Here is a 15,193-nt window from a genome sequence, read left to right as displayed (position 1 = left end):
CCGTTATGAGTAAGACATCGACCAGGGGGGCCCATAGCGAGTTCCTTTCGCCCATCGAGGAGGTGATCGAGGACGCCCGCAACGGCAAGATGTTCATCCTGGTCGACGCCGAGGAGCGGGAGAACGAGGGCGATCTCGTGATCCCCGCGCAGATGGCCACGCCCGATACCATCAACTTCATGGCCAAGCACGGCCGCGGGCTCATCTGCCTGGCGCTGACTCCGGAGCGGGCCAAGCAGCTGCGCCTCGAATTGATGTCGCGCTCGAACCGCTCGCGGCTGTCCACCGCATTCACCGTGTCGATCGAGGCGCGCGAAGGCGTCTCCACCGGCATCTCCGCTCATGATCGGTCGCACACCATCTCCGTCGCCATTGATCCGACCAAGGATCATCGCGACGTTATTACGCCCGGACATGTGTTCCCGCTGCTCGCCAAGGAAGGCGGCGTGCTGGTGCGTGCCGGCCATACGGAAGCAGCGGTCGACCTCGCACGGCTGGCGGGTCTCTACCCGGCGGGCGTGATCTGCGAGATTATGAACGACGACGGCACCATGGCCAGGCTCCCGGACCTCGTGGCCTTCGCCCAAACCCATGGGCTCAAGATCGCCACGATCGCCGATCTCATCGCCTATCGTTTGCGCTACGACCATCTGGTCGACGTGGTGGCCGAGACCACGATAGACAGCCCCTATGGCGGTACATTCCAGGCGAAAGTCTATGCCACCGCCGTCGATCCTGCGGAGCATATCGCGCTGGTCAAAGGCGACGTCGCCTCGGGCGGTCCGGTCCTCGTGCGCGTCCACGCGGTCAACACGCTGGACGATCTCTTGGTCTCGGGGGGCGGGAACGACACGCCGATCCATAAGGCCATGGAGATCATCGGCCGCGAGGAACGCGGCGTCATCGTGCTGATCCGAGAGTCGCGCCCTGACGCGCTCTCCGCCCGTCTCAATCAGGCGGCGAACGGGAAAGTCCAACCGCGATTGATGGAATACGGCATCGGCGCGCAGATCCTGCTCGATCTCGGGGTACGCGAGATGGTGCTTCTGTCGAACTCGCCGGCGCGCAAAATCGTCGGCCTCGAAGGCTACGGCCTGAAGGTTGTCGGTCAGCGCGGTCTGGAGCAGACCTCATGAGCCGTAAGGGTCCGAAATCCGTCCTGATCATCGAAGCGCGGTTCTATGAGGACATCGCCGACGAGCTCGCCCGCGGCGCCACCGAAGAGTTGCGTGGCAACCAGGTGGAGTACGAGCAGATTGCCGTTCCCGGCGCGCTCGAAGTCCCGCTCGCCCTCAGTCTGGCGCTCGCCAACGGTTTTGTCGGCCGGGCCGGGCGGCATCGCGGCTGTATAGCGCTCGGCTGTGTGATCCGCGGCAAGACGAGCCATTACGACATCGTCGCGCGGGAATCCGCCGCCGGCCTCAATCACCTCGCCGTGGCCCACAGTGTACCGATCGGCTCGGGGATCATCACCTGCGAGAGCCCCGAGCAGGCATGGGAGCGCGCCAGCGTCGACGGACGCAACAAGGGCGGCGACGCGGCGCGCGCCTGCCTTACCCTGATGCGCCTCGAGCAGCATTTCTCGTCCGCGAGCCGGCGCTAACCATCATGGCCGCAAGCAGCGAAACACCTAACCGGGCCTCGTCCCGGAGCGCCGCGCGGCTCGCGGCGGTCCAAGCGCTCTATCAGATGGACATGACCGGCATCGACCTCACCGACGTGGTCGCCGAATTCGAAGCGCACCGCCTGGGCCAGGAAGTCGAGGGCGATCAATACTGCGCGGCGGAAGCCAAGTTCTTTCGCGATCTCACGGAGGGGGTGGTGCGCGAACAGCGGCAGCTCGACCCCATGATCGATCAGCAGCTCGCCGAAGGCTGGCGTCTCAACCGGGTCGATTCCATTCTGCGGGCGGTCTTGCGCTCCGGTGCCTTTGAACTTTTCATGCGCGAGGACGTTCCAGCCCGTGTGGTCATTACCGAATATGTCGACATCGCCCATGCCTTCTTCGGCGAGGACGAGCCCAAGGTGGTGAACGGAATTCTCGACCGGTTGGCGCACAAAGCCCGCGCCGGCGAGTTCGCGCGCTCCGGAGCCGGCAATGGCTGAGGACGAGGCAAGAGACGAGGGCGAGTTCGAGATCATCGCCCGCATCTTCGCCCCTCTCGCCAGGGAGACCGGCGCCCTCGACCTAAAGGACGATGCCGCCGTGCTCATGGTCAGCGAAGGCCATGAGCTTGTCGTGACGTGCGACACGCTCGTCGAAGGCGTGCATTTCCTGAACGATGATCCTCCCCGGTCCATCGGGCACAAGGCCTTGGCGGTCAATCTCTCCGACCTCACGGCCAAGGGCGCGCGCGGCTACGTCTACACGCTGTCGCTGGCCCTGCCGCAAGGCACGGGGACATACTGGCTCGAAGAGTTCGCCGCCGGCCTGGGCGACGTGCAGGCGCAGACGGATATCAGCCTGATCGGCGGCGACACCACCGCCACGCCCGGTCCGCCGACGATCACCATCACCGCGCTCGGACTCGTCTCCCATCAGCACGCGGTCATGCGGCTCGGCGCCAAGCCGGGGGACCGTCTCTATGTCAGCGGCACGATCGGCGATGCTTATCTCGGCCTGCGGCTTCTGCGTGAGCCGAAACTCGCCGAGACTTGGGGTCTCACCGACGAGGATGTGGCCTTCCTCGTCGACCGCTATCGCCGGCCAGGGCTGAACAGTCGCCTTGCGATTCTCATCCGCAACTTCGCGCAAGCCTCCATCGATGTTTCGGACGGGCTCGTCGGCGACATCGAGAAGCTTTGCCGCGTCTCCCATGTGGGTGCGAGCATCGAGACCGCGCGCGTGCCGTTCTCCGATGCAGGCATGAAGGTGCTTGCACGCGAGCCCGGCCTTCTCCCGGTTCTCATCACCGCGGGCGACGACTATGGCGTGGTGGCCGCTGTTTCGGAAAAGTCCGGGCCCGGCTTCGAATCGGAGGCGGAGGCCGCAGGAGCGGTCTTCAGCATGCTGGGGACTGTTACGGAGGCTTCGGAGGGCGTTCGCGCGGTCGATGCCAAGGGACAGGCCATTACCCTAAAAGTAAAGGGATTCAGTCACTTCTGAGCGCGTCTGGATGCCCCGAGGCAAAAATACCGCTTGCACAGGCCGTCTGTTGCTTCCGCCTCACAACTTTGGCATTTTCCGCGCGGCTAAGTTTGCTTCCGGGGGCAACGCAGCTGCCGACACGTTTCCCGTGTCACCCTTGCAGCCGCGCATCGCTCATTTCCAAATCAACCCAATAAACGGGGACAGTCTGTCATGACCTGGGTTCTCTATCTGATTATCGCTTGCGGTGCGCTCTCGATCGCGTACGGCGTCTGGACGACCAGGGCCGTTCTCGCCGCGGACCCGGGCACGGCGCGCATGCAGGAGATCGCCGCGGCGATCCAAGAGGGCGCGCAAGCGTATCTCAACCGCCAATATCAAGCCGTTGCCATTGTTGGCGTGGTGATCTTCATCGCCCTCTACTTCCTACTGGGCCTCCCGCAGGCGATTGGGTTCGCCGTGGGCGCCATCTTGTCGGGCGCCGCCGGCTTCGTTGGCATGAACGTCTCGGTGCGCGCCAATGTCAGAACCGCGCAAGCCGCCACCAAGAGTTTGGCCGGTGGCTTGAGCCTCGCCTTCCGGGCCGGCGCCATCACCGGCCTTCTCGTGGCCGGCCTCGCGCTTCTCGGCGTCTCGGTCTATTTCCTCATCCTCACACAGTTTCTTGGCTATAGCCCCGCCTCGCGCGTCGTCGTCGACGCGCTTGTCGCTCTGGGCTTCGGCGCTTCGCTGATTTCCATCTTCGCGCGTCTCGGCGGCGGCATCTTCACCAAGGGCGCCGACGTGGGCGGCGATCTTGTCGGCAAGGTGGAAGCCGGCATTCCCGAGGACGATCCGCGCAACCCGGCGACCATCGCCGACAACGTGGGTGACAATGTCGGCGATTGCGCCGGCATGGCGGCCGACCTGTTCGAGACCTACGTGGTTACCGTGGTCGCCACCATGGTCCTTGCCTCGATCTACTTCGCCGGCGGCGACCGCGTCATGGGGATGATGATCTATCCGATGGCGATTGGGGCCGTGTGCGTCATCACTTCGATTATCGGCACCTATTTCGTGCGCCTCGGCGCCAGCCAGTCAATCATGGGCGCCCTCTATAAGGGCGTGATCGCGACCGGCGTGCTGTCCCTCATCGCGCTCTGGCCGCTCACCGAGTGGCTCGTGGGCATGGACACGGCAATGAAGGTCGGCGACGTGAGCTTCACCGGTCAGTCGCTCTATTTTTGTGGCGTGGTCGGGCTTGTTGTGACGGCGCTGATCGTGATCGTCACCGAGTACTACACCGGCACGCACTATCGCCCGGTGCAATCCATCGCCAAGGCCTCTGTCACCGGCCACGGCACCAACGTCATTCAGGGGCTCGCGATCTCGCTGGAATCCACGGCGATCCCCGCGCTGATCATCGTCGCCGCGATCATCGTCGCCTACGGGCTTGCCGGCTTGTTCGGCATCGCCATCGCGGTCACCACCATGCTGGCGCTGGCCGGTATGATCGTGGCGCTCGACGCTTTCGGTCCGGTGACCGACAACGCCGGCGGCATCGCCGAGATGGCGGGTCTCCCCGAGGATACCCGCAAGACCACCGATGCTCTCGACGCGGTGGGCAACACCACGAAGGCGGTGACCAAGGGTTATGCCATTGGCTCGGCCGGCCTCGGCGCCTTGGTTCTGTTCGCGGCCTATACCGAGGACCTGAAATACTTCGCCGCGAACGCCGACCAGTTTCCATTTTTCGCCGGCGTAGATCCCACGTTCAGCCTCTCCAATCCTTACGTGGTCGTGGGGCTCTTCCTTGGCGGCCTGCTGCCGTATCTGTTTGGCGGCATCGCCATGACGGCCGTCGGACGCGCGGCGTCGGCCATCGTCGAGGAGGTGCGCCGCCAGTTCAAGGAGAAGCCCGGCATCATGAAGGGCACCGAGCGTCCGGACTATGGGCGTGCGGTGGACCTGCTCACCAAGGCGGCGATCAAGGAGATGATCGTGCCGTCGCTCCTGCCGGTCCTCTCGCCGATCGCGTTCTTCTTCATCATCGACTGGATCGCCGGCAAGAGCGCGGCGTTCTCGGCGTTGGGCGCCATGTTGCTCGGCGTCATCGTCACAGGGCTCTTCGTCGCCATCTCCATGACAGCCGGCGGCGGCGCCTGGGACAACGCCAAGAAATACATCGAGGACGGCAATTACGGCGGTAAGGGCTCCGAAGCCCACAAGGCCGCGGTGACCGGCGATACGGTTGGCGATCCCTACAAGGATACGGCAGGCCCGGCGGTGAACCCGATGATCAAGATCACGAACATCGTGGCGCTGCTGCTGCTGGCGGTGCTCGCCCACCAATAGGCGGCGCACCTTCAGCCGCGAAGCTGTTTGAAGAGGCCTCGCTCCCGAAAGGAGCGGGGCTTTTTCGTACGGAATTGCTAGATACCGGGGATGCCGGACGGGCCGCTGCCGCCGGGCCGCTGATCCTTGAACATGCTGCGGTTCGCGATATTGCCGAAGATCTGTTCGAGCAAGCTCACGTCTTTACCGCGGGCCGGCGTCTCGCCGCTGTAGTAGTCGACGACGATTCCGTCCTTCATGCCGTAATGGGCGACCTTGCGGACGGTCTCGGTTCCGTCGAAATAGACGGCCACCACCTGGCGGTCGATCTCGCGCGGCTTGAGGAAGGCGATGGTCTTCGTCGTGGTCGAAATATAGTAAAAAGCGTCGCCGCCGATCGTGCTCTTGGTATCGGGCGAGCCGAGCACGGTCTTGACCTCTTCTTTCGACATGCCCGGCTGGATCTGGTCGAGGTCCACGTCGATGAAGACATGGCCGTGGCGGTCGATCTGCGAGCCGCAGCCGGAGATCGGCGCCGCGCCCAAAAGAAGCGCGGCAAGCAAGGGCAGGGGAGCCCAGGCGGGTGCCAGCTTGACCTTGCGCAAGATTATGACGTCCCCTCGGTCGGGCCCGCTCGCCAAGCAGGCCGGAATTTGTCAAGAAGCTAGACGATATGGCCCTGTCATTGAAGCCTCTCGCCGCCCTGCTGCCCTGGCGCAGCAAGTCGCCCCATGCAGACGAACTCTATGGCGCGATTGTGGCGCAGACGCGGCTTCCCGTTTTCTATCAGGGATTTGGCGTGCCCGACACGCTCGAGGGCCGGTTCGTGGTTCTATCGCTCCACCTGTTTGCCGTGCTCCACCGCTTGAAAGACTCCGGGCCGGAAGCGGCTGCGATGGCGCAGGCTCTGTCCGACCGGTTTACCGCGGACATGGAGACCGTGTTGCGGGAGCTCGGGGTCGGCGATTTGGCGATCCCAAAGAAGGTGCGGAGGCTCACCGCGTCGGGGGCGGGACTGCTGCAGAGCCTTGAGACGGCTCTAGGGGCCGGTGACGACGCGCTGGAAGCCGCTATCGCCGGCGCGTTGCCGGGGGATGAAACGGCTGCGAGGGCCGCAAGCGCGCGCCTGACCCCTTATCTAAAGAGACTGGTCCGCCACTTGGAAGGCGAGCCTGTTCAGGACCTTTGCGCCGGCAGGTTGAGCTATCCTGACATCTGATGGAAAAGACGCTGGGAAGATGAGCGAGCCCACCGAACAAGAGCCTCAAGGCCCGCCGCTGACGCGGAAAGTGCGCGTGTCGGACATTGAGGACGAGGCGTCGAAGACCATCGCGATCACGGAAGCGGAACGCGCCGAGATCGTCGACCTGCTGGATCTCGTGGCCCTCGAAGCTCTCGATTTTGACTATCTCCTGCGCCGTGGCGGCGGGGGCAGGGTGCATCTTTCTGGGCACCTCAAGGCGGATGCCACGCAGACTTGCGTGGTCACGCTCGAGCCGGTACCGGCCTCTCTCGATATCCCCGTGGAGATAGACTTCTGGCCCAGGCCCGCGATCGAGAGTTTGGAGAAAAGGGCGGAAGATCCCAGCCAAGCTGGGCTGATCGATTGGCCGGAGGCCATCACCGACGACACCATCGATCTGGGGCCGGTCGTCTACGAGACCTTTGCCACGGCGCTCGATCCCTATCCCAAAAAGGAAGGCGCGAGCTTCCAATGGTCGCAAGGGAACTCGGAGCCGGAAGACCGCGAGAGCGGCCCATTTGCGGCCCTGAAGCAGCTGAAGAAGCCCTGAGCCGGCCAATCCGGGGCAAAATCAGGTTGTCACTGGGCTACTTTTAAGTCTATTCGGGGTTTGGTTTCCGGGGGTTGCCGCGGCTTGACCGCAGCTGGGTAAAAGTCTTCCTGATCGGTTCGGAGAATGGGTACTCCAGTCACCATAGCGCTCGACGCCATGGGCGGGGACCACGGTCCCAGTGTGGTCATTCCGGCTGCGGCCATTGCGCTTGTCCGTCATCCGGACTTGCGATTCATCCTGGTGGGTGATGAGGCCCAGATCGCGCCCGAGCTCGAAGCAAATCCCCAGGTCGCGGAAAAGTCCGAGATCGTCCACACCGACATCGCCATCTCCATGGACGCGAAGCCCAGCCAGGCCCTGCGGCGTGGCCGCTGGAAGTCCAGCATGTGGCTGGCCATTCAGGCCGTACGGGACGGTCAAGCCGATGCCGTGGTGTCCGCCGGCAATACCGGCGCGCTCATGGCCATGTCGAAATTCTGCTTGAAGACCATCAAGGGGGTCGATCGTCCGGCCATCGCCGCGATCTGGCCAACTGTCGATGCCGAATGCATCGTGCTTGATGTGGGCGCCAACGTGGGTGCGGATTCCCGCCAGCTCGTCGAGTTCACCCTCATGGGCGCGGCCATGGCGCGTGCTTTGTTCGGCGTGGAGAGGCCTACGGTTGGGCTTCTCAATATCGGCGTCGAGGAGGTCAAGGGCGTCGAGGAAATCCGGGACGCCGCCGCTCATTTGAAAGAGGCGCCGCTGCCGATCCGCTATCACGGTTTCATCGAGGGCGACGATATCGGTCACGGAACGGTCGATGTGGTGGTCACCGACGGCTTTACCGGGAACATCGCCTTGAAGACGGCCGAGGGAACGGCTAAGCAAATCGCCCAATATTTGCGTGCCGCCATGGCGCGGTCACTTCTTGCCCGCCTTGGCGCGATCTTGGCCCAGGGCGCCTTCCGTGCCCTGAAAGAGAAGATGGACCCACGTCAGATGAACGGCGGCATCTTCCTTGGGCTCAACGGCATCGTCGTCAAGAGCCACGGCGGAACCGACGCCACCGGCTTCGCAAGCGCCATCGATCTCGGCTACGAGATGGCCTCGAGCGGCGTGGTGAGTCGGCTTGGCAGTGATGTGGCCCAGTTCCACACCAAGCTCGAGCTTGAAGGTGCGGCGTAGGCCGCCGGAGTGGCTGAATTGGAAACCTTGCGGTCAGTGGTGAAAGGCGTGGGCGGGTACTTGCCCGACCGGATCGTCACCAACCAGGACCTGGCTCAGATCGTCGACACCTCCGATGAGTGGATCGTCGCCCGCACCGGCATCCGCGAGCGGCGCATCGCTGCTGACGGCGAACTTACCTCGGCGATGGGCGTGGCCGCCGCCAGGGCGGCGCTGGCCGATGCTGGTCTCGAGCCCGGGGATATCGACCTGATCGTGCTCGCCACCTCGACCCCCGATCAGACATTCCCCGCCACTGCCGTCACCGTCCAGGCGGAACTCGGCATCACCCATGGCGCGGCCTTCGACGTCCAGGCGGTTTGCTCGGGTTTCGTGTTCGCCATGTCCACCGCCGATAACTATCTGAAGAGCGGGCAATTCAAGCGGGCGCTGGTCATCGGAGCGGAGGCCTTCTCGCGAATCCTCGACTGGGAAGATCGCGCCACTTGCGTTTTGTTCGGCGACGGTGCCGGCGCCGTGGTGCTGGAGGCGGAAACGCTGAACGGCACCATGGCCGATCGGGGCGTGCTCGCCACCAGTCTCAGGTCGGATGGACGCTACCGGGACAAGCTTTATGTGGATGGCGGGCCGTCATCGACCGGCACGGTCGGACACCTGCGCATGGACGGGCCGGAAGTGTTTCGCCATGCGGTGACCAAGATCAGCCAAGTGATCGGCGAGACCTTGGACAAGGCCGGATATACGGCCTCCGATATCGATTGGTTCGTGCCGCATCAGGCCAACAAGCGTATCTTGGACGGAGCCGCCCGGAAACTTGGCTTAGACCCGGAGCGTGTGGTCATGACGGTGGAAAAGCACGCCAATACATCGGCGGCCTCCATTCCCCTCGCCCTTATGACGGCCTGTGCTGACGGCCGCATCAAAAAGGGCGATTTGGTGCTGTTGGAAGCCATGGGTGGGGGATTTACCTGGGGTGCGTTGCTGATCCGCTGGTGACGTGCCGGGAATGTCACACCTAACCAGAATATGACGCAAAATCATGAATTTAATTGCGCCGGAGATTGACCGGCGAACGCCTGCTCGGCTAGCATCTTGGTCCGTCCCGCGACTTTGGGGGAGCCGCAGTACGATGAGCGGGAAGACATTAACGCGCGCCGACCTCGCCGAGGCGGTGTTCCAGAAAGTGGGACTGCCTCGGAACGAGTCCGCCGAGATCGTGGAGCTTGTGCTTCGCGAGATCGTGGCGAGTCTTGAGCGCGGGGACCCGGTAAAGTTGTCCTCGTTTGGCTCGTTCGGCATTCGCGAAAAGGGCGAACGCATTGGCCGCAATCCCAAGACCGGTCAGGAAGTGCCGATCACGCCGCGACGCGTGCTCGTGTTCCGCGCCAGCAACATCATGAAGCAGCGTATCAACGAGACGCTGTCCCGGAGAAAGGCCGCCGAGTAGCTTGAGTGATTTAACGCCAGGAGGACGAGCGTTGGAAAAGGCGCCCGAGGCGTTTCGCACCATCAGCGAAGTCGCTGACGAGCTGGAAGTCCCGAAGCACGTCTTGCGCTTTTGGGAGGCCAAGTTCGCCCAGCTCAAGCCAATGAAGCGCGGCGGCGGCCGCCGCTATTACCGGCCCGAGGATGTCGCCCTCCTGCGCGGTATCCGCTTTCTGCTCTACAATGACGGCTACACCATCCGCGGCGTGCAGAAGATTCTGCGTGAACACGGTCCGCGCTACGTGATGGACTACCGGCGTTTTGCTGAAGAGGCAGACGGCGAGGACGTCTCAGGCCCCGAGATTCCCGATATGGCCGCGGAAGCCGCCAAAGGCGGTGCGCCCCGCGTATCGGCCGGCGACGACGACGACCTCTGCTCGGTTCTCGAGGAAATCGAGACGTGCCAAAAGATCTTGGCCGCCGCCGACGCCAAGGATTAGGCGCCTGCGTTGGCGCTTTAGCTTGTTTCCCGAGCCTGAAAGAGTATATGCAGGGCGCTCGATCAGCGAGACGTCGGAGCGTAGCGCAGCCCGGTTAGCGCACCGGTCTGGGGGACCGGGGGTCGGGAGTTCAAATCTCCCCGCTCCGACCACTTCCTCGCGAATATCGCGTCTGCGACGGACGCGCCAAGGCCATCCCCCAAATCATCGCCATGATCAGATAGAAGTGCCGCCAGTGGTCCGTGTCGACCACCGCGCCCTCCAATACCATGCCGATAAACGCCGCCACCAGCACGGCACTCACCCCGTCGCCGCCCCGGTCGCGAAGTACGAGCTTGAGGCCGAGCACCAAGGTCGCGAGCACGAGGAAAATGTAGAGCGTGCCCCCGAGCCAGCCGGTGTTCAGGTACATATTGAGATAGACCTCGTGCACGTCCTCGTGGTGATGGACGCGTCCGAACTCGAGCGCGCCGATACCGAGCGGATGTTGCATGACAAGTTCCGCGGCCTTCTCTTGACCGCCGAACCGGCCCTCGGGTCCGACATCGTAGGACTGCTCGAAGCTGGCACGCTCTCCCAATAGCTCCGCCACCTTGGGGATGCTTTGGGCCGCGGCGAACACGCCGACAGCCAACACGCCCGCCATGACGATTGAGAGGATGAGCTTGATGCGCTCGCGGTTGGTCGCGGCGATGACGAAAACGAAGAAGCAGTAGGCCGTCAGCGCCACGAAGAGATTGAGCCAGGCGCCACGCGAGAAGCTGAGCAACGTGCCGAACAGTAGGATCGTCATGGCGACGGCCCACAGACTCGCGCGCGGCAAGCGTGAGGTCAGCACCGCGTGGAAGGCATAGAGCAGCGCCGGCACGAGGAAGGCGCCGAAGACATTGGGGTCCTTGAAGGTGCCGCGCGCGCGGCCGAACTCCGTCAGAATTTCGTAGAGCGCCGGCACCACGTTGAAATAGCCGATGAGCGCCGCGCACGCGGCGACCAGCGCGGCCGCCATATAGGCCGAAAGAATGAGGCGCACATGGGCTTCAGGGCGGGAAGCCACGAACCCGGCGATCACCACCGACGACAAGGCCAGATAGAGCGTCACCGTCACATGGGTCACGGGCACGCCGAGCACGCCCGCTTGCGTGCTGGCGATATAGCCGCCGGCGACGATGCCGCATAACAGCATGAGATAGACGGCAAGGCCCCGCGGCAGGGCGACGAGCCCCACCAGGGGCAACACGGCCATCGCCCCGATCATCAGCGCGTCATAAGGCGAGGGCTCGAAATAGACCACGCCGCCAGTGGCAATCGTGATCCAGAAATAGAGCAGCGCGAGCCGCTTGATACCGGGGCTGGCGCGGCTTCCAACGCGTGGCGCCGCCCGGTCGTGCACGGCATCGTAGGTGACGGCCACGGCGTTCGGCCTCGCTAGTAAGCGTTGTCGCCCTTGAGCAGGGCGATGGGTGTCATGAGAAGGATGTAGAGGTCGAAGGTCACCGACCAGTTCTCGATATAAAAGAGGTCGTGCTCCACACGGCGCAGGATCTTCTCCTGCGTATCGGTCTCGCCGCGCCAGCCGTTGATCTGCGCCCAGCCGGTGACGCCGGGCTTAACCCGGTGCCGCGCGAAATAGCCGTCCACGGCGTCCGCGTAGAGCTTGTCGGCGGCCTTGGCCTTGAGTGCGTGGGGGCGGGGGCCCACGAGCGACAGATCGCCCTTCACCACATTGAAGAATTGCGGCAGCTCGTCGAGGCTCGTCTTGCGCAAGAACCGTCCCACCGAGGTCACACGGGGGTCGTGTTTGGTGACGAGTTTCGCGGCCTCCGCGTCGGTCGCATCCGCGAACATGGTGCGGAACTTGTAGACGTCGATCTGCTCGTTGTTGGAGCCGAGGCGCTTCTGCCGGAACAGTGCCGGGCCCTTAGAGTCGAGCTTGATGGCGAGTGCGATCAGCAGCATCACCGGCGCCAGGGCGATCAGCGCCAGCGAGGCGACAATCTTGTCGAACAGCCACTTCTTGACGAAGTCCCAGTTGGCGATCGGCTTGTCGCTGATGTCGATGAAAGGGACGTTGCCGATATAGGAATAAGCCCGCGGCCGGAAGCGCAACTTGTTGGTGTGCGCCGAGAGCCGAATGTCGACAGGCAGCACCCAGAGCTTCTTCAGAAGCTCCAGCAGCCGTGTTTCCGCCGTGACCGGCAACGAAACGATAAGAAGATCGAGCCGCGAGTCGCGGGCGAAATCCACCAGCTGATCGATATTGCCGAGCTTCGGATAGCCCGCGACGATGGGCGAGACGCGATCGGCACCGCGATCGTCGAAGATGCCGACAATACGGATATCCGTGTCGGCCGAGGCTTCGAGCGCCTTGATCAGCTGCTCCGCCTCCGGTCCGCCGCCGACTATGACGGCGCGGCGGTAGAGGCGCCCTTCGCGGATCCATTTCTTGGCGAGGAACGAGAGCGCCAGCCGCTCGCCGAACAGCACGGCGAGACCCGAGACGTACCAGCTGGCGATCCACACACGGGAGAACTCGGCGCCGACCTTGACGAAGAAGGCCAGCGTCATAATGCCCACCATGACCAGCGTCCAGGCGAACACCACCCGCGTGAAGCTGCGCACGAAGGCATTGAAGGCCGTCATCCGGTAGAGATTGAGCGCCTGGAAGATCGCCATGTTGGCGGTCGCCGCGATCACCACCGCCCCTAGATATATCAGGTGAGCGTCTTCGCTTTCATACTCCACATAGGCGAGGTAGATGGCGAAGCCGAGCACGGCCACGATAAGGAACTCGGCCGTACGCACCGCGCCCGAGACCATGACAGGCGGCAACAGGTTCAGCTTGCCGCCGCGCCGGATCTCTGCGAGCGGGGGCCGTGGCTTTCGCCGCCGGTCCGGAAACGGAGGCGGCGGGCCGCCGCGATCGCGCGCGGGCGGATTGACCCGCGCCTGCTGCGGTTCGCGTCCGTCTGGCTTGGTCATTTTTGCTTCGTTGCCCCCGAGTGCCGGTCCCCCAAACGCGATGCCGCACTGGGCCATGACCAGCGTACCATATGGCATGCCGAAACTTTTGGATGGGTGAAGGGGGCGCGTGGCGGAAGGGCCCGCTCGAGCTATGGTTAAGAAGCCGTTGCCGAGTCCAGCTCGGGCAGCTTGTGGATGCCCGCGCCAAGGTCGGAAATGTAGAAATCGACCACGTCGCGCGTCATGGCTTCGACGGAGAAGTGCTGCGCCACGTATTTCTGAAGCTCCACGGCGCGCCTGAGGAAGGGCTTGGGATCCGCCAGAAATGCGCGCAACTGGCTGGCGAGCGCGTCCACGTCGCCCGGCGGCATCAACGGCATGGGCACGTCGCCGACCATTTCGGGGATGCCGCCCACATTGGTGACGATCATGGGCATCTGCGCGGCCGCGGCTTCGAGGACGATATAAGGGGCTGACTCCGCCCGCGACGGGACCACGACGCAGCGCGCCCGGACGAAGGCCGTGCGTGCCGGCTGCGGACCCGAGAAGATCACGCGCGACGCGAGGCCGAGCTTACGGGCCATCCGCTTGAAGCGCTTTTCGTCGGGCCCGGAGCCGACAATAATGGCGCGGCCGGGGAAGATGTTCTGCTGCGCGGCGAGCGCTTCGAGGAACACATCGACGCCCTTGAGCGTGCGCAATTCGCCCACGAACACGAAGTCGGCGGCATCGTCCGCAAGCAGCGACTCGTAGAACTCGTGGCGATGAAGCCCGTTGTAAATGACGCGGGCGGGGCAGTCGGGCGTGCCGACCAGTTCCACATAGCGGTTGCCCGCATACATGCTCTCGAAGATGAAGCCATCCGTCATGGGCGCGAGCTTGCGTTCCGCCGCGAGATAGAGCTTCCCGAACAAGGTGGACGACGAATAGTGCAGCACGCCGCCATGAGGCGTGTAGACGACCTTGGTGCCCTTCTTCTTGCGCAAGCTCCGGCCCGCGAGCCGCGCATAGGCGCCGCCTTTGGCGCCGTGGCCGTGCAACACGTCGATATCGAGATTGCGGCCGAGCTTGGCGATCTTACGATAGGTATGCCAGTCGTTGAGACCGGGCTTGCGCGTCATGGGCAGGCGCGTCACGCCGAGCGCGCAATTGTCCTTGAGCCGGCTCAAGGCCACGTCGATCTCGCTGCCTCCGGTACGCGAATCGCAGACGATCCCGACCTCTGCCCCAAGCTCCGCCTGTCCGAGGGCGAGGTCGTGAACGTGACGGAACAGTCCTCCGACCGGCGCGCGCAGACAATGAAGGATTCGAAAATTGGAGCTCACGGGACCCGGAGTGTCACAGGGCGGGAAGGGCTTTTCCCTATGAGCTTTAGAAGAAGCGTTCGAGGACGTAAATAGTGTCGCCTGGCTGGACGGGATAGTCTGTTGGGACCATGACGGTTGACATGACGCCGCCGAACTTTCGTGTGAGGCGGACGAAGCGTTTTTTGGCGCGTTCGGTATAGCCTTCGGCGATGGCGACGGCGGCCTCGACGGTCATGGCGTTGACGTAAGGATATTGGCCAGGCGTGTTGACCTCGCCGAGGATGAAGAAGGGGCGGTAGGTGGCCACTTCGACGGTGACCTTGGGGTCCTTGATGTATTTGCGCCTGAGCTTGCCGGCGATCTCGTTTGAGAGCTCGAAGGTGGTGAGGCCGCGTGCGCGCACCGGCCCGATCAGGGGCAGCGCCACGCTGCCTGCGCCGTCGACGCTGTAGACGTTGGAGAGATTGTCCTGGCCGAAGACGATGCCGCGGACATGATCGCCCGAATCGAGGGTGTAGGTGGCGTTGGGGATCACGGGCACGCCGGGCGGGCTTGAGCCGGCGCCCGGGGGATAGGCTTCGCCGGGTCCCGGCAATGGGGCGGGGGTGGAGAGCGCGAAATCGGGCGCGGTCAGCC

General features: G+C 63.9%; 16 protein-coding genes and 1 tRNA gene. 12 read left to right on the top strand and 5 right to left on the bottom strand.

The features are described from left to right. Positions 1–5: 5 nt before the first annotated feature. The 5 genes from ribB to ACSLE4_RS00785 all read left to right on the top strand — a co-directional run bounded on the left by ribB (position 6) and on the right by ACSLE4_RS00785 (position 5,422). Positions 6–1,136, top strand: a complete 1,131-nt coding sequence (ribB, locus tag ACSLE4_RS00805) for a 3,4-dihydroxy-2-butanone-4-phosphate synthase (RefSeq protein ID WP_435902610.1) — start codon at positions 6–8, stop codon at positions 1,134–1,136. Beyond that, complete coding sequence (ribH, locus tag ACSLE4_RS00800; RefSeq protein WP_435902587.1) at positions 1,133–1,603, top strand: 6,7-dimethyl-8-ribityllumazine synthase; 471 nt, start codon at positions 1,133–1,135, stop codon at positions 1,601–1,603. The genes ribB and ribH overlap by 4 nt, the downstream gene beginning before the upstream one ends. A 5-nt stretch (positions 1,604–1,608) precedes the next feature. Next, complete coding sequence (nusB, locus tag ACSLE4_RS00795; RefSeq protein ID WP_435902586.1) at positions 1,609–2,106, top strand: transcription antitermination factor NusB; 498 nt, start codon at positions 1,609–1,611, stop codon at positions 2,104–2,106. Then, a complete protein-coding gene (thiL, locus tag ACSLE4_RS00790; RefSeq protein ID WP_435902585.1) occupies positions 2,099–3,106 on the top strand; it encodes a thiamine-phosphate kinase in 1,008 nt (335 codons plus the stop codon). The genes nusB and thiL overlap by 8 nt, the downstream gene beginning before the upstream one ends. A gap of 195 nt (positions 3,107–3,301) precedes the next feature. Further along, positions 3,302–5,422: a sodium-translocating pyrophosphatase gene (locus ACSLE4_RS00785; protein ID WP_435902584.1), complete on the top strand. Its 2,121-nt coding sequence runs from the start codon at positions 3,302–3,304 to the stop codon at positions 5,420–5,422. A gap of 77 nt (positions 5,423–5,499) precedes the next feature. Here the strand turns inward: ACSLE4_RS00785 and ACSLE4_RS00780 are convergent, their stop codons facing one another. Continuing rightward, positions 5,500–6,006, bottom strand: coding sequence for an outer membrane protein assembly factor BamE (locus tag ACSLE4_RS00780; RefSeq protein ID WP_435902583.1), 507 nt, complete (start codon positions 6,004–6,006; stop codon positions 5,500–5,502). A gap of 68 nt (positions 6,007–6,074) precedes the next feature. Here ACSLE4_RS00780 and ACSLE4_RS00775 point away from each other — a divergent pair, with 68 nt between their 5' ends. The 7 genes from ACSLE4_RS00775 to ACSLE4_RS00745 all read left to right on the top strand — a co-directional run bounded on the left by ACSLE4_RS00775 (position 6,075) and on the right by ACSLE4_RS00745 (position 10,441). Next, the gene (locus ACSLE4_RS00775) at positions 6,075–6,620 is read left to right on the top strand and encodes a ubiquinol-cytochrome C chaperone family protein (protein WP_435902582.1); all 546 of its coding nucleotides are present in this window, start codon (positions 6,075–6,077) and stop codon (positions 6,618–6,620) included. A 19-nt stretch (positions 6,621–6,639) separates the two neighbouring features. Next, on the top strand, positions 6,640–7,194 hold the full coding sequence (locus ACSLE4_RS00770; RefSeq protein WP_435902581.1) for a YceD family protein: 555 nt from the start codon (positions 6,640–6,642) through the stop codon (positions 7,192–7,194). 126 nt (positions 7,195–7,320) lie between these two features. Beyond that, on the top strand, positions 7,321–8,364 hold the full coding sequence (gene plsX / locus ACSLE4_RS00765; RefSeq protein WP_435902580.1) for a phosphate acyltransferase PlsX: 1,044 nt from the start codon (positions 7,321–7,323) through the stop codon (positions 8,362–8,364). 18 nt (positions 8,365–8,382) lie between these two features. Continuing rightward, positions 8,383–9,360 (top strand): beta-ketoacyl-ACP synthase III, encoded by a 978-nt coding sequence (locus ACSLE4_RS00760; RefSeq protein ID WP_435902609.1) that lies wholly within the window; start codon positions 8,383–8,385, stop codon positions 9,358–9,360. A gap of 133 nt (positions 9,361–9,493) precedes the next feature. Next, entirely contained in the window at positions 9,494–9,811 is a 318-nt protein-coding gene (locus ACSLE4_RS00755) for an integration host factor subunit alpha (protein ID WP_435902579.1), read from the top strand. Between the two features lie 31 nt (positions 9,812–9,842). Continuing rightward, entirely contained in the window at positions 9,843–10,289 is a 447-nt protein-coding gene (locus tag ACSLE4_RS00750; protein WP_435902578.1) for a MerR family transcriptional regulator, read from the top strand. A 74-nt stretch (positions 10,290–10,363) separates the two neighbouring features. Further along, positions 10,364–10,441, top strand: a tRNA-Pro gene (locus ACSLE4_RS00745). Here ACSLE4_RS00745 and ACSLE4_RS00740 read toward each other — a convergent pair. From ACSLE4_RS00740 to ACSLE4_RS00725, 4 genes are all read right to left on the bottom strand, one after another. Then, a complete protein-coding gene (locus tag ACSLE4_RS00740) occupies positions 10,420–11,700 on the bottom strand; it encodes an O-antigen ligase family protein (RefSeq protein WP_435902577.1) in 1,281 nt (426 codons plus the stop codon). The genes ACSLE4_RS00745 and ACSLE4_RS00740 overlap by 22 nt on opposite strands. A 14-nt stretch (positions 11,701–11,714) precedes the next feature. Next, the gene (locus ACSLE4_RS00735; protein WP_435902576.1) at positions 11,715–13,268 is read right to left on the bottom strand and encodes an undecaprenyl-phosphate glucose phosphotransferase; all 1,554 of its coding nucleotides are present in this window, start codon (positions 13,266–13,268) and stop codon (positions 11,715–11,717) included. A 137-nt stretch (positions 13,269–13,405) separates the two neighbouring features. After that, positions 13,406–14,575 carry a glycosyltransferase family 4 protein gene (locus ACSLE4_RS00730; protein WP_435902575.1) on the bottom strand — a complete coding sequence of 390 codons (1,170 nt, stop codon included), beginning with the start codon at positions 14,573–14,575 and terminating at the stop codon, positions 13,406–13,408. A 46-nt stretch (positions 14,576–14,621) separates the two neighbouring features. Next, positions 14,622–15,193, bottom strand: a 572-nt coding sequence (locus ACSLE4_RS00725; protein ID WP_435902574.1) for a polysaccharide biosynthesis/export family protein, incomplete at its 5' end; no start/stop codon positions are given.

Origin of the sequence: Methyloceanibacter sp. (assembly GCF_051306395.1) — a bacterium.
Taxonomy (GTDB): Bacteria; Pseudomonadota; Alphaproteobacteria; order Rhizobiales; family Methyloligellaceae; genus Methyloceanibacter.
This window is presented reverse-complemented; position numbering and strand designations above follow the sequence as displayed.

What these genes read in the sequence shown, in the direction of transcription:
- ACSLE4_RS00755 (WP_435902579.1), top strand. Translation starts at nt 9,494, where the DNA reads ATGAGCGGGAAGACATTAACGCGCGCCGACCTCGCCGAGGCGGTGTTC.
- plsX (WP_435902580.1), top strand. Translation starts at nt 7,321, where the DNA reads ATGGGTACTCCAGTCACCATAGCGCTCGACGCCATGGGCGGGGACCAC.
- nusB (WP_435902586.1), top strand. Translation starts at nt 1,609, where the DNA reads ATGGCCGCAAGCAGCGAAACACCTAACCGGGCCTCGTCCCGGAGCGCC.
- ACSLE4_RS00770 (WP_435902581.1), top strand. Translation starts at nt 6,640, where the DNA reads ATGAGCGAGCCCACCGAACAAGAGCCTCAAGGCCCGCCGCTGACGCGG.
- ACSLE4_RS00775 (WP_435902582.1), top strand. Translation starts at nt 6,075, where the DNA reads ATGGCCCTGTCATTGAAGCCTCTCGCCGCCCTGCTGCCCTGGCGCAGC.
- thiL (WP_435902585.1), top strand. Translation starts at nt 2,099, where the DNA reads ATGGCTGAGGACGAGGCAAGAGACGAGGGCGAGTTCGAGATCATCGCC.
- ribB (WP_435902610.1), top strand. Translation starts at nt 6, where the DNA reads ATGAGTAAGACATCGACCAGGGGGGCCCATAGCGAGTTCCTTTCGCCC.
- ACSLE4_RS00735 (WP_435902576.1), bottom strand. Translation starts at nt 13,268, where the DNA reads ATGACCAAGCCAGACGGACGCGAACCGCAGCAGGCGCGGGTCAATCCG.
- ACSLE4_RS00785 (WP_435902584.1), top strand. Translation starts at nt 3,302, where the DNA reads ATGACCTGGGTTCTCTATCTGATTATCGCTTGCGGTGCGCTCTCGATC.
- ribH (WP_435902587.1), top strand. Translation starts at nt 1,133, where the DNA reads ATGAGCCGTAAGGGTCCGAAATCCGTCCTGATCATCGAAGCGCGGTTC.